The following is a 13,211-nucleotide window of genomic DNA, read 5'->3' on the forward strand; positions in this document are numbered from 1 at the left end:
CAATTTTTCCAGAACAGCAGCGGCGCGCCTGTACCAGGTGAGCGGGGCGCCTGTGCCTTGCGAAAGTCGCGGGCCGAGTTAGTGCGCTGGTCGTAAGACCAATCTCCACGCGGCCGGGAATTTTTCCCGACAGAGCCGGGAATTCTTCCCTGTCGGCACCGCGGCATGGCTCTCGATAATCGCGTCTGGCAGGTTGCCAGCATGCGGTTGCCCGCGGTTCTCGCCGCGTCGCGAATGCCGGTGGCCTGGCCAGACCGATTGGCCAACAAGAACAAGGACCACCCATGCCGTATCAGCTCTGTTGCAGCGCGATGCCCCGCCGTACGCTGCTGTCCCTCGCCATCGCCGCGCTGTTGCCGGCGTCCGTTCATGCCGAGCAGACGCTCGATCTCGGCAGCCAGGAGGTGGTCGGTACCACGCCGCTGCCGGGCATCGAGCTGCCAAAGGATCAGGTGCCGTCCAACATCCAGTCGCTGGATGAAGAGGACCTGCGGCGGCTCGGCGGCCAGTCGCTGGCCGAGAAACTGCAGCGCGGATTGCCGAGCGTCAACATCAACGAGATCCAGGGCAATCCGTACCAGGCGGACCTCAACTATCGTGGCTTCACCGCCTCGCCGCTGCTCGGTACGCCGCAGGGGCTTTCGGTTTTTCTCGACGGCGTGCGGGTCAATGAAGCGTTCGGCGATGTGGTGCACTGGGATCTGATCCCGAACACCGCCATTGCCAACATGGCCCTGGTGCCGGGCTCGAACCCGCTGTACGGCCTGAACACCCTGGGCGGCGCGCTGGCGCTGCAGACCAAACGTGGCGATACCCATCCCGGTGGCTCGGCGGAGGTCTACGGCGGCTCGTTCGGACGCCAGGGTGGTGCCATCGAACAGGGTGGCAGCCATGAGGAATTCTCCTGGTATCTGGCCGCCGAGGGCATGGACGAGGACGGCTGGCGTGACCATTCGCCATCCGAGGTCCGCCAGCTGTTCGGCAAGTTCGCCTGGACCACCGACACCACCGATCTGGCACTGACGCTGGCACACGCCGACAACGACCTGATCGGCAACGGCCTGATCCCTGAAAGCATGTACGACCAGCGGCGCGAGGCGATCTTCACCCATCCCGACCAGACCGAGAACCGCAACCACCTGATGGCCTTGTCCGCCAGCCACTGGCTGAATGACAAAGATCGGCTGTCCGGCACGGTCTATCTGCGCCGCACACGTACTGCGACGCTCAATGGCGACGGCAACGATGAGTACGAGGACGAATACGAGGCGTGGGAAGACGGCGGCTTCATCGGCGAAGGGCCGGAGAGCGGTGTGTTGAACCGTACCCGCACGGCGCAACGAGCCTATGGTCTGGCGCTGCAGTGGGCGCGGAATGTCGGCGCGCATCAGTTCGCCTTCGGACTGTCCCATGACAACACCCGCGCCAGCTTCCACCAGAGCGAACAGGGCGGCGAGCTGACCGACGAGCGCGGCATCGCTGCCAGCGAAGAGGAGCAGCAGGCCAACAGCTTGCTGGGGCGCACCCGTACTTCCAGTATCTATGCCACCGACACCTGGGCGCTGACCGACGCGCTGCAGCTGACCGGCTCGCTGCGCTACAACCGCACGCGCGTGGTCAACACCGATCGCATGGGCGATGCGCTGAATGGCGACTTCACCTATCGCAAGCTCAATCCCGCGCTGGGTTTTGCCTGGCAGCTGCAACCGGCGGTCACCATCTACGGCGGCTTCTCCCAGGGCAACCGCGCGCCGACGCCAATCGAGCTGGGCTGCGCCGATCCAGCGAACCCGTGCAGCCTGCCGAACGCCATGGCGGCCGATCCCTTCCTCGAGCAGGTGGTCACCCGCACGCTGGAGTTCGGTGTACGTGGCGAACTGGCGGGCGGCACCCGCTGGAACCTCGGGGCCTTTCGCAGCGTGAACCATGATGACCTGCTGTTCGTCGGCACCGGCGGCAGCATGGGCTACTTCACCAACTTCGGTCGCACCCGCCGCCAGGGCATCGAACTGGGGCTGGCCGGCACGCAAGGGCCGTTCGACTGGCGAGTGGACTACACCTATCTGCATGCGACCTTCCGCTCCGCGGCCTGCATCCTCGCTGAGAACAACAGCACCGAAGGCGAGGGCGGCTGCCCGGACGACGAGATTCGTGTGTCCAGCGGCGACTATCTGCCAGGCCTGCCGAAGCACAACCTCAAGCTGGGGCTGAACTGGAACCTCAATGAACGGCTGCGAGTCGGCACCAGCGTCCTGGCGTACTCATCGCAGTACGTGCGCGGCAACGAGAACAACCGTCATCAGCCCAACGACGAGGTAGGGGGCAGCGGCAAGCTGCCGGGTTACGCGGTGGTCAACCTAACGGCCGATTACCGCTTAGCTCGTGGCTGGACGCTGTTCGGCCGGGTCGACAACCTGTTCGACAAGCGTTACGCCACCGGCGGTGCGCTGGCCGAGAATCCCTTTGTTGGCGCCGGCAACGCCTTCGAATCGGACCCGGACGAATGGCGTCACGAGCAGTTCATCGCCCCTGGCGCGCCGAGGGCGGGCTGGGTGGGCGTGCGTTATCGCTGGGATGCGCTATAACCGATCAGTCGCAGCAGCACCGAGCATGCCGGGCCTTTGTGCCCGGCATGTTCGCGTTCGGCCTCACGGCAGTGTTCGGCTTGCCGGGTCCGAGGTATCTGACGCGAAATCGTCACGGCCGATTGCGTATCCTGGCGAGCTTGGCCGATTGGTTGACGGCAACACGGAGCACGGATGAAGCGCGTCCATCACCACATCCTCGTCTCGCAACGTAGCGCTGGCGGGTGCCGCTGAGCATGCCGTCACGCCTGCGCATCGTTCTCGCTCTCGGCAGCGCACAGACCCTCGCCTGGGGCTCGACCTACTACCTACCGGCCATTCTCGCCGAGCCGATGGCGAGCGAATTGGGCATCTCCACCGGCAATGTATTCGCCGCGTTTTCCCTGGCACTGATCGTCACCGCCGTCCTTGGGCCGCTGTCGGGCAAGCGCATCGACCATCACGGCGGGCGTGATGTGCTGGCGCTTTCCAGCGTCATTTTTGCCCTCGGCCTGGCCATGCTCGGCCTGGCAAACGGGCCGCTGATGCTCTGGCTCGGCTGGTTGGTGATCGGAATCGGCATGGCGCTCGGCCTTTACGAGTCGGCCTTCTCCACGCTTGCCGGCATCTACGGACGCGATGCGCGCGGCGCGATCACCGGCATCACCTTGCTCGCCGGCTTCGCCAGTACGGTGTGCTGGCCGATCAGCGGCTGGTTGAACGCCGAGTTCGGCTGGCGCGCCACATGCCTCACATGGGCCGCAGCGCATCTGCTGCTCGGGCTGCCATTGAACCGGCTGCTGATTCCGGTTGGCGTACAGCCGGCTCCGACCGCGGCAGAGCAAGCGCAGACAGACGGACGTTCCGGTGCGGGATTGACCATGGCGTTGCTGGCCTTCGTCTTCGCCGCCACCTGGTTCACCAGCACGGCGATGGCGGCGCACCTGCCACGTCTGCTGCAGGAGTCCGGACTGTCACCGGCCGCGGCCATCGCGATCGCGGCGCTGGTCGGACCGGCTCAGGTCGGGGCGCGCTGCCTGGAGTTCGTCCTGCTGCAGCGCTTCCATCCGCTGATCTCGGCGCGCCTCGCCGCCATTGCCCATCCCATCGGTGCGGCTGGTGTGATGCTGGCGGGTGCGCCTGCCACCACCGCATTCGTGCTGCTGCATGGCGGCGGCAACGGCATTCTGACCATCGCCAAAGGCACCTTGCCGCTGGCGATATTCGGTCCCCACGGCTATGGCCTGCGCCAGGGTCTGCTGATGGTGCCGGCACGCTTCGCCCAGGCGTTTTCACCGCTGGTGTTCGCGCTGCTGATCGACGACTTCGGTACGCGGGCGCTGTGGCTGTCGGCGGGGCTGGGGGTGCTGGCGTATGCCGCGCTGACGTTCCTGCAACGCCGGACGCACGGGCTGGCCTGACGCCGGTTGTGCGCCGCCGAAGCCTTGTCAGCGCGGTAGCGCCGCGAGCAGCATCGCCTGCTGCTCCGCGCTCAGACCGAGGAACACGCGCAGCGCGGCGTAGGCATCGTTGGCCGCGTAGGCCTGCTGTGCGTCGGTCAGCGCGGGGTTCGCCCAGTTCGAGGTGGCCACGCTGCGGGATTTTTCGATCCGTGCGTCGAGCACCGCGGCCACCGCACCGCGCAGGCCGACCTGACCCTTCTTGCCCTGATAGCGAAGCACTGAGCCAAGGTCCAGCAGCCTGATCGGGCGGATGCCCAGCTTGCCTTGCAGCCTGGAACGATCCGACTTCAGCCCGAAACCGATCTTCGCCAGCGCGGGCGATTGCAGGATTGCGCTGGCCGCTTCGATGCAGCCGGGCACGCCGATCCTGAACAGGTAGGCCTTTGCCGGGGTGGCGAACTGGATCAGGTGCGGACCGCTGGAGACTTCGCCCACCTTGAAGGTCGGTTTGGATTCGGTATCGAAACCGATGCAGGCAAAGCCCATGATTTCCTCCACCGCCGCGCGAAACTCGTCCGCCGCCGCGGGGGTGACGATGCTCGCCGACGTCAGCCCGTCGAAGCGCGGCAGCCCGTCGACATTCGGATGCTGGCGGATATGAATGATCAGCTTCTGCGTCAAGCTGGCGTCCTCCGAACGCTGATGATCGAGTCAGCCTGCAGCGGTGCCGACTCGGCTGTAGCGCGGCCAGCCCTCATGTGCCGATCTGCTGTGGACAGGCTCGCCATCAGTTCTTCAACTGGCTGGCGAACTGCCCGACCGCGCCGACCACGCGCTGCGCGCCGTCCTGGATCTCGACGATCACCGCGCCGGCCTGGTTGGCGAATTCCAGTCCCTGCTCGGCCTGGTCACGGCTCGCGCTCATGCTGTGCACGGCGGCTTGCGCCAGGTCCTGGTTCTTCTGCACCACGCCGACGATCTCCTCGGCAGCCTTGCTGGTGCGGGCCGCCAGCTGGCGAACCTCGTCGGCCACCACCGCGAAGCCACGGCCCTGATCACCGGCCCGCGCGGCTTCGATGGCGGCGTTGAGTGCCAGCAGGTTGGTCTGATCGGCAATACCGCTGATGGTCTTGAGGATCGCGCCGATCAGCTGCGACTGCTTGTCCAGTGCCTCGATACCGTCGGAGGCTTCCTGCATCTGCTGGGCGATACGATGCATCACCTCGACCGTCTGCTGGACCACTTGCGCGCCGCGCTGGGCGCTGAGATCGGTGCGCTGGGAGGTGTCGTAGGCAATCGTTGCGGCATCGGCCACGGCCATCTCCCGGTTGACCTGGTCGGTGATGACGGTGGCGAACTTGATCACCTTGTACAGCTTGCCGTAGGCATCAAGCACCGGGTTGTAGGATGCCTCGAGCCAGACGGTCTGACCGTGGGCATCGATACGCTTGAAGCGTTCGGCGATGTACTCGCCACGGTTGAGGCTAGCCCAGAATTCGCGATAGGCCGGCGACTCGCTTTCCTCACGTTCACAGAACATGCGGTGGTGCTTGCCCTTGATCTGCTCGAGGCGGTAGCCCATGCCGTCGAGAAAGCGCTGGTTGGCGGTGATGACATGCCCGCCGAGGTCGAACTCGATCACCGCGGTGGAGCGCAGCAGCGCGTTGACCACGCTCTCGTGTTCGCGCGAGGTTTCGATGGTTCGGGTCAGGTTGGTGGCGCACAGGGTGTAGTGGTGCAACGTGCCATCCGAGCCCTTGATCGGCTGCCAGATCGAACGCAGCCAGGCTTCCTTGTCGTCGGACCGCAGCAGTCGGTAGGCACCGCTGATGTGCTCCGCGCGCTGCATGGCGGTCTTGAGGCGTGCGTAGTTCGGTTCGGTACGAAACTGCTGGCTGAAGAAGTCGTCGACGGAGCGGCCGATGAGATCGTCGCGGCGATAACCCATTTCGCTGAGGAACAGCTCGTTGGCGTGCTGAATGCGTCCTTGCGGGTCCAGTTCCAGGACCATCATCTCCCTGTACAACGAGTTCTTGATCTGCTGATTGATTGCGGCTTCCTCGCGCAATTCAGCCAGTTCTCGTTTCAGGTTCTTGTTGAACATTTATTGGCATCCAGTGAAGGGCAAGCCGCCCAGTCACTTGATCGGCGCAGGAGTCCTTTTCCTGAGGTCGAAGGCCAATGGTTTGTTCTATACGGGCGATTGAACTGGCCTATCGCCGGCGTTTTTCATTTCTCCCAATCGACTGGGCAGTCCTTGCAGCCTTCCATGTTGGTGCCCTGGAAGGTCGCGTAATGCCGACGCGCGCCGGTTAGCACCGCTTTACCGAGGTTGGCGTCGTTGAGCTTGGCTTCCTGCAGGTTAGCGTCGGTCAGATCGGCACCCTCGAGATCGGCCTTGCTCAGCCAGGTCATTTCCAGGTCGGCGGCGTGCAGCGTGCTGCCGTGCATCCTGGCGCCACTCATGCGGGCGAACTCAAGGTAGGCACCAGTGAGGTCGGCTCCCTTGAACTGGGCGGCCTGGGCGAACAGGCCCCAGCCCTGGATGGCGATCAGCCGGGCATCTGTGAAATTGGCCAGGCGCAGGTTGGCTTGTTGCAGGCTGGCGCGGTTTAGCGTGGCACCGGTTAGGTCGGCTTTTTCCAGATTGGCCAGGTCGAGGTTGGCGTGGCGCAGGTTGGCGCCGGAGAGGTTGGCACCGCCGAGGTTGATGCGGCGCAGGTCCTGATTGCTGAGGTCGGCGCCGCGCAGATCGGCGTTGGCACATTGGCTCTCGGGCTGGAGTACGCAGCCGTTGATCGTCAGAGGACCGTCATCCGCGGCGAAGGCGGACGCGCTGGCGAACAGGGCCAGTGGCAGGAGCAAGCGGTTAGGGCTGTTCATGGGAAGTCACCTGGGGCAGGGCAATAGAGAAAAGCGGTCGCGTGGCGTTTCTGGCCTGTCGACGAGAGCGCCAACCCGGAGCCGGCTGGGCCAGACGCGCCGCGCGAGCCGCTGTACGTTGAAAACACGAGGCGTGCCCGCGCGGTGGCGGGCACGGCTCGGCTCATCGCTTGGCGGTCTTCTTCTCCCAATCCGGAAGCTTGAATACCCAGAAGGAACCACCCTGGGCGACCGGCTTGGTCAGTACGGCCATGTCGCCGCCCCACAGTGGCACGGCGCCGCCGTAACCGACCGTCACGCCGATGTACTGCTCGCCGTCCTGTTCCCAGGTCACAGGCGGGGAAATCACGCCGCTGCCGGTCTGGAATTTCCACAGCTCGTCACCGGTTTTGGCATTGAAGGCCTTGAAGTAGCCGTCGCTGGTGCCGGTGAATACCAGGTTGCCCTTGGTCGCCAGCACGCCGGCCCACAATGGCAGTTTTTCCTTGTGTTCCCAGGCCACCTTGCCGGTGGTCGGGTCCATGGCGCGCAGGATGCCGACATGGTCGTCGTACATGCGCTTGATGCGGAAGCCCTGGCCGAGATAGGCCGAGCCCTTCTTGTAGCTGACTTCCTCGGTCCAGTAGTCCTCCTTCCAGTGGTTGGCGGGTACGTAGAACAGGCCGGTGTCCTGGCTGTAGGCCATGGGATTCCAGTTCTTGCCGCCGAGGAAGGGTGGGGATACTTCGACCGACTTGCCGTGCTTCTCGCCCGGCTCCGGTTTGGGTGGGCGCTGACCCTCGTTCTCCACCGGTCGGCCGGTTTTCAGGTCGATGTGGCTGGCCCAGGTGATGCCGTCGACGAAGGGGAAGGCGTTCTGCAGCTTGCCGTCTTTGCGGTCCACCACATAGAAGAAGCCGTTGCGGTCGGCGTGGGCCGTGGCCTTGACGGTCTTGCCGTTCTTGTCCTTGTAGTCGAACAGCACCAGCTCGTTGTTGCCGGAGAAGTCCCAGGCATCGTTCGGGGTGTGCTGGTAGAACCACTTCACCTCGCCGGTGCTCGGATCGACGCCGACCTGCCCGGAGGTGTAGAGACTGTCGTAGTCCTTCGGGTCGCCGCCATCGCTGGTGCGCTCCCAGCCGTTCCACGGGGCGGGGTTGCCGGCGCCGACGATGATGGTGTTGGTCTCCGGGTCGAAGCTCGCACTCTGCCACGGCGCGCCGCCGCCCTGGCTCCAGGCTTCCTTCTTGCCGGTCGGGTGGTTGGGATCGTCCGGCCAGGACGGCGCCTTGATGTCGCCGGTCGGCGTGCTGTCCTTGCCGTTGAGGCGGCCCATATGGCCCTCGACGAAGGGGCGCATCCAGACTTCTTCGCCGGTATCCGGGTCGCGGGCGAACAGTTTGCCGACGATGCCGAACTCGTCGCCCGAGCTGCCGTGCACCAGCAGCACCTTGCCGGTCTTGGCATCTTTCACCAGCGTGGGTGCACCGGTCATGGTGTAGCCGGCGCCGTGATCGCCGAACTTCTTGTTCCAGACGACCTTGCCGGTGTCCTTGTTCAGCGCCACGACACGGGCGTCGAGCGTGCCGAAGTAGATCTTGTCGCCATAGATGGCGGCGCCGCGGTTGACTACGTCGCAGCACGGGCGGATGTCGTCGGGCAGGCGATGGGCGTAACTCCACAGGCGCTTACCGGTCTTGGCATCTAGGGCGAACACGCGCGAATAGGAGCCGGTCACGTAGATCACGCCGTCATGGACGATGGCCTGGGATTCCTGGCCGCGCTGTTTCTCGTCCCCGAAGGAGAACGACCAGGCCGGGGTCAGCTTGAATACGTTGTCTTCATTGACCTGTGCCAGCGGACTCCAGCGTTGCGCGCTGGTGCCCATGCCGTATTGCAGGACGTTCTCGGTGGACAGGTGATCGTTGGCGATGTCTTCCCAGTTGACTGGCTTGGCCTGGGCGGCTGCGGCCAACGCGAGGCTGCCGGTCAGCGCCAGGCATTGCACGGCAATGGCGAGGGGGCGTTTGCTGCCGGGGTGCGATCTTGTTGTCATGGTTGCGATTCCCTTGGTCGATTCGGACGAGGCCGCCGTATGCCGGTGGCCTGGCGATTCGATTATTGGGAGCGCGCTACGGGCGCCGACACGGAAAAGCTCCCGCCGATGCCGGGAATCCTTCCCGAACCCTGCTGATTTAGCCTTGCTACCTCTGGGGGGCGGGAGGCAGTAGCAAAACCCAGTACCAAGGGAGGAGATGCAGGCATCCAAAGCAGGATTCTGCCGATGCACTGACACGGCCAACATGACCACCATGCGCTCCGATGGGGCTGCCTTGCACAGGTTCTCGAATAGAGGGTGGTAGTCATGAATAACAAGATCTTTTTGCGCTCACTGCTGGCAGCGGGTTTCCTCGGTATGTCTGGTCTGGTCATGGCGCATGGTGATGTGACGCCGCAGGCGGTCAACACCAAGGGGCTGCCGTCGCTCGGTGAGGAGTGGCTGGATGAAAACCCCTACCGTGCGCCAAGCGAGCACCACGACCTGGCGGTCGAGATCGGTTCGTCCGCTTACAACCAGAACTGCGCGCGTTGCCACGGTCTGGAAGCCATTTCAGGCGGTATCGCCCCCGACCTGCGTGAGCTGGAAGCCAGCTACGACGGCGACGAGTGGTACAAGGAGCGCGTGATCAATGGCGCGGTCCGTGACGGTGCCGTGTACATGCCGCGCATGGCCGACACCCTCAGCCAGGAAGCGCTGTGGGCGATCCGGACCTATATTGAAAGCGAAGCGGCCAAGCAGTGATGAACGCCGTCCGGCTGGTTCTGTCGCTGTGGCTGGCCCTGTGCTGCGCACTGGCGCAGGCGGACGTGGTCAAGGTGCGCGCCTTCGATGACATCATCGAATCCGGCGTGCTCAAGGTGGCGATGTACGAGAATTTCCCGCCGTACAGCTACCAGCAGGATGGCCAGCCGCGCGGTGTCGATGTGGAACTCGCACGCAAGCTCGCCGAGGGGCTGGACCTGAAGCTGGAAGTGCTGTGGGTAACGCCGGACGAAACCCTCGACGACGACCTGCGCAACTTCATCTGGAAGGGCCACTACCTGCGGCCTGGTGTGCTGGCAGACGTGATGCTGCGTGTGCCCTACGACCGCGAGTTCGCCTACAAGCGCAACGAGCTGGGGGAAGTGATCAACGAGCTGGTGGTGATGTTCGCGCCCTACCAGCGCGAGCGCTGGCAGACCGCGTATGACGACCGCCGCATCGACGAGGTGCCGAGCGTGGCGGTCTTTCAATATCACCCGATCGGCGTCGAAGTGGACAGCGTGCCCTCGTTCTACCTGTCTTCGGTATTCGAGGGCCGACTGGCGAAGCACACCCACCACTACCCGAGCATCCGCGAGGCATTCACTGCGCTGCAGCAGGGCGAGGTGGACGCCACCATGGCCATGCGCGCGGAGATCGAGTGGCTGCTCGAGCAGGCCGACGACAAGCACCTGAAGCTCGCCGAGAACGCTTACCCGAACATGGGCAAGCAGGTGTGGGATCTTGGCATGGCGGTGCATGAATCCAACCGGCAGCTGGCTTACGCGCTGGAAGAAGTGCTGGAGCCGCTGATTCTCGAAGGCGAGCTGGAAAAGCTCTACGCCAGCTACGGCTTGAGCTACGAGTTGCCCGGGTTGTATCAGGATGTGGAGAGCGACGTGGCCGGACGCTGATCGGTCGCGCCATGCCGATCCCGCTGCGGATCGCTGTTCGAGGAGTCGACATGAGCGTCCGAATCTTGCTGCTGCTGATGGTCTTTCACGCGCCGAGCGCCCTGGCGGCGGAGGCCGATCCGCTGCAATCGGTGATGTGGGAATACCACCACAAGGGCTTGCTCAACAGCGAGCCCTATGTGTTCGACGAGCGCGTAAAGGTCCAGGTACCGCCATTTGCCGAGGACTCGCGACAGGTGCCGGTGCACATCGATGCCAGAGCCCTCGGTGACGAGGTGGTGCGTATCGAGGCCTGGGCCGATCTCAATCCCATTCCACGTATTTTCACCTTCACGCCCGGCGAGCAGGTCGTGCCGCTGGTCGCCATCCGCATACGCGTGGAACAGGCAACACCGATCCGTGCAGCGGTGCTGACCCGTGATGGTGTCTGGCACATCGGCTCGGCCAAGGTCGATGCTGCCGGTGGCGGCTGTACGGCGCCGAGCGTGGTGCGTGCCCAGCCAGGCTGGGAAGACCGCCTCGGTGAGGTCATCGGTGGGCGCTTCGCCCGCGGCGATTTCAGTCGTTTGCGCCTGCAGGTCTCCCATCCGATGGATAACGGCCTGGTCGGCGGCATTCCCGAATTCTTTCTCAACCAGGCCCAGCTGCGCGATACCGACGGTCAGGTCCTGGCGGAGCTGGAACTGTATCCGGCGGTCGCCGAAAACCCGAGTCTGAGTCTGGAAGTGAAGGGCGCGCAGGACACCCGCCTGTGGCTGCGTGACAACAACGGCAACGAGTTCGAAGCCGCGCTCTGAGCTGACCAGCCCGCGTTTTCTCCGAGAGCCAGCAACCAAGCCAAGGAGGCGTCATGCGCCTGTTGCTCCTGATGTTCGCGTTCTGTCTGACCCTGCCCGCACACGCCGAGCTGCGTTACACGCTGCAGCCGCGGCAGATTGCCGATGACGTGTGGCTGCTGGAAGGCTCGACCGACAACTTCGACAAGGCCAACGGCGGCAATATTGTCAACACCGGCTTCATCGTCACCGCGGCCGGCGTGGTGGTGATCGACAGCGGCCCGTCGCGGCGTTATGGCGAGGCGATGCGCGCGGCTATCGCGAGCGTTACCGATCGTCCGGTAATCAAGCTGCTGCTGACCCATCATCACCCCGACCACGTCCTCGGCAACCAGGCATTTGCCGATGTGCCCATCGCCGCGCTCGCCGGTACGACCGAGCTGTTGCGCGAGCAGGGCAATGCCATGGCCGAGAACATGTACCGCCTGGTAGGTGACTGGATGCGCGGTACGGAGGTGGTGCTGCCATCTGAGACCCTGGCGCCCGGCACGCTGGAGATCGGCGGGCGCTCCCTGCGCCTGCTCGCCCTGCGCGGTCACACCGGTGCCGATCTGGCCATTCTCGACGAACGCAGTGGCGTGCTCTTCGCCGGCGACATCCTGTTCTACCAACGCGCGCTGACCACGCCCAACAGCCCAGGCCTGGATGTCTGGCTGGAAGACCTCGATACCCTAGAGGCGCTGCCCTGGAAACGCCTGGTCGCTGGCCATGGCCCGGTGGCCGATGATGCCGAGCCGTTCGTGCAGATGCGCGACTACCTCGGCTGGCTGGACGGCTTGTTGCGAGAAGCCGCCAACGGCGGGGCGGACATGAACGAGGTGATCCAGAGCCCGATTCCCGAGCGCTTCGCCGGCATCAGCCTGACCCGCTATGAGCTGATCCGTAGCGTCAGCCATCTGTATCCGCGCTATGAAGCGATGGCGCTGCAGCGCGTCGACGAGTGAAGGCGCGCCCGCGGCGCGCCTATTGGTGTTCCACTCCAGTCGCTGCATCCGGTCACTGCAGCTGTAGCTGATCGCCGCGCTCCTGCTGCCAGTCGTCCAGGCTAGGCGCGGCTTCCTCGCCATCCATGCGATGGATGATGGTGAAGTAGTCCTGCTTGAAGCGATCCTGCATGATCTCGCTGCGATCGCGAACCCGTACCGCGTAGATGCTCTGGACGTTCTGGTGGTCGAAGTCGCGCCAGTACTGCTCGTCCTTCAACAGGCTGTAGCGATGGTTCTCCAGCGCGGTGATGACGGCTTCGCTATCCAGTCGGCCCGCCCGCCGCACGGCATCGGCCCACTGCCGGACGATGCCGTAGGCCGACGCCGCGGTGCTGCCGGGGTAGGCCTGATGCAAGGCGATGTAGCGCTCGACGAACGCCTGACCGGTTTCGCTTTTCTCGCGCTGCGGTACCCGCCAGGTCCAGGCTTCGGTGCCGATCACGTTTTCCATCACCAGCGGTCCGGCTTGCTCGACGATGCTCTGGTTGAGGTTGGGCGCGATAATCTGCATGCGCTTGCCCAGCTCCAGGGTGTGCGCCAGGCGCATGGTTTGCACCAGGTCCTGGCCGAGCAGGACGATCACCAGCACATCCGCATCACTGGCGGCAGCCTTTTGCAATGCGCTCAGGTAGTCGTCGCGGCGGGCACCTCGCGCGGCGATCTTCGAGTAGCCGTGGCGTGCGCGGTCGCGGCTCTTGGTCGCTTCACGCAGGGCCTGCTCCATGCTGTGGCCCCAGGCATCGTCGAGGCTGATGTAGTGGTAGCGGCGATTGGGCATGTGCCAGCTTAGGTACTCGCCGAGTACCCGCGCGCTCATCCAGGCACTGTTGGATTCGCGGAATA

Annotated in this window: 11 protein-coding genes; 6 read left to right on the forward strand and 5 right to left on the reverse strand. The window is 64.5% G+C overall.

What is annotated here, in order from left to right:
* The first annotated feature begins 284 nt into the window (after positions 1–284).
* Positions 285–2,585 (forward strand): TonB-dependent receptor, encoded by a 2,301-nt coding sequence (locus RT582_RS18430; RefSeq protein ID WP_313479099.1) that lies wholly within the window; start codon positions 285–287, stop codon positions 2,583–2,585.
* A gap of 236 nt (positions 2,586–2,821) precedes the next feature.
* Entirely contained in the window at positions 2,822–3,985 is a 1,164-nt protein-coding gene (locus RT582_RS18435) for an MFS transporter (RefSeq protein ID WP_313479101.1), read from the forward strand.
* A 27-nt stretch (positions 3,986–4,012) separates the two neighbouring features.
* On the opposite strand, the gene RT582_RS18440 is transcribed toward RT582_RS18435, so the two are convergent.
* The 4 genes from RT582_RS18440 to exaA all read right to left on the reverse strand — a co-directional run bounded on the left by RT582_RS18440 (position 4,013) and on the right by exaA (position 8,885).
* Complete coding sequence (locus RT582_RS18440; RefSeq protein ID WP_313479104.1) at positions 4,013–4,648, reverse strand: 3'-5' exonuclease domain-containing protein 2; 636 nt, start codon at positions 4,646–4,648, stop codon at positions 4,013–4,015.
* A gap of 106 nt (positions 4,649–4,754) precedes the next feature.
* A complete protein-coding gene (locus tag RT582_RS18445; protein WP_313479107.1) occupies positions 4,755–6,071 on the reverse strand; it encodes a methyl-accepting chemotaxis protein in 1,317 nt (438 codons plus the stop codon).
* 125 nt (positions 6,072–6,196) lie between these two features.
* Positions 6,197–6,850, reverse strand: coding sequence for a pentapeptide repeat-containing protein (locus RT582_RS18450; protein WP_014820102.1), 654 nt, complete (start codon positions 6,848–6,850; stop codon positions 6,197–6,199).
* A 163-nt stretch (positions 6,851–7,013) separates the two neighbouring features.
* Complete coding sequence (gene exaA, locus RT582_RS18455; RefSeq protein WP_014820103.1) at positions 7,014–8,885, reverse strand: quinoprotein ethanol dehydrogenase; 1,872 nt, start codon at positions 8,883–8,885, stop codon at positions 7,014–7,016.
* Between the two features lie 309 nt (positions 8,886–9,194).
* On the opposite strand from exaA, the gene pedF reads away from it, so the two are divergent.
* The 4 genes from pedF to RT582_RS18475 are packed head-to-tail and all read left to right on the forward strand — an operon-like array spanning position 9,195 to position 12,326.
* Positions 9,195–9,632: a cytochrome c-550 PedF gene (pedF, locus tag RT582_RS18460; protein WP_045666913.1), complete on the forward strand. Its 438-nt coding sequence runs from the start codon at positions 9,195–9,197 to the stop codon at positions 9,630–9,632.
* On the forward strand, positions 9,632–10,546 hold the full coding sequence (locus RT582_RS18465) for a substrate-binding periplasmic protein (protein ID WP_312726391.1): 915 nt from the start codon (positions 9,632–9,634) through the stop codon (positions 10,544–10,546). The genes pedF and RT582_RS18465 overlap by 1 nt, the downstream gene beginning before the upstream one ends.
* Before the next feature lie 50 nt (positions 10,547–10,596).
* Entirely contained in the window at positions 10,597–11,343 is a 747-nt protein-coding gene (locus RT582_RS18470) for a quinoprotein dehydrogenase-associated SoxYZ-like carrier (protein WP_313479115.1), read from the forward strand.
* Between the two features lie 53 nt (positions 11,344–11,396).
* The gene (locus tag RT582_RS18475; RefSeq protein ID WP_104097748.1) at positions 11,397–12,326 is read left to right on the forward strand and encodes a quinoprotein relay system zinc metallohydrolase 1; all 930 of its coding nucleotides are present in this window, start codon (positions 11,397–11,399) and stop codon (positions 12,324–12,326) included.
* A gap of 52 nt (positions 12,327–12,378) precedes the next feature.
* Here RT582_RS18475 and RT582_RS18480 read toward each other — a convergent pair.
* The coding region (locus tag RT582_RS18480) for an ABC transporter substrate-binding protein (RefSeq protein ID WP_313479120.1) at positions 12,379–13,211 on the reverse strand (833 nt) is incomplete at its 5' end.

The organism is Stutzerimonas kunmingensis (assembly GCF_032106285.1).
Classification (GTDB): domain Bacteria; phylum Pseudomonadota; class Gammaproteobacteria; order Pseudomonadales; family Pseudomonadaceae; genus Stutzerimonas; species Stutzerimonas kunmingensis_B.

Excerpts from the sequence above, each read along its gene's own strand:
- RT582_RS18430 (WP_313479099.1), top strand. The coding sequence starts at position 285 with ATGCCGTATCAGCTCTGTTGCAGCGCGATGCCCCGCCGTACGCTGCTG.
- RT582_RS18435 (WP_313479101.1), top strand. The coding sequence starts at position 2,822 with ATGCCGTCACGCCTGCGCATCGTTCTCGCTCTCGGCAGCGCACAGACC.
- RT582_RS18445 (WP_313479107.1), bottom strand. The coding sequence starts at position 6,071 with ATGTTCAACAAGAACCTGAAACGAGAACTGGCTGAATTGCGCGAGGAA.
- RT582_RS18450 (WP_014820102.1), bottom strand. The coding sequence starts at position 6,850 with ATGAACAGCCCTAACCGCTTGCTCCTGCCACTGGCCCTGTTCGCCAGC.
- exaA (WP_014820103.1), bottom strand. The coding sequence starts at position 8,885 with ATGACAACAAGATCGCACCCCGGCAGCAAACGCCCCCTCGCCATTGCC.
- pedF (WP_045666913.1), top strand. The coding sequence starts at position 9,195 with ATGAATAACAAGATCTTTTTGCGCTCACTGCTGGCAGCGGGTTTCCTC.
- RT582_RS18465 (WP_312726391.1), top strand. The coding sequence starts at position 9,632 with ATGAACGCCGTCCGGCTGGTTCTGTCGCTGTGGCTGGCCCTGTGCTGC.
- RT582_RS18470 (WP_313479115.1), top strand. The coding sequence starts at position 10,597 with ATGAGCGTCCGAATCTTGCTGCTGCTGATGGTCTTTCACGCGCCGAGC.
- RT582_RS18475 (WP_104097748.1), top strand. The coding sequence starts at position 11,397 with ATGCGCCTGTTGCTCCTGATGTTCGCGTTCTGTCTGACCCTGCCCGCA.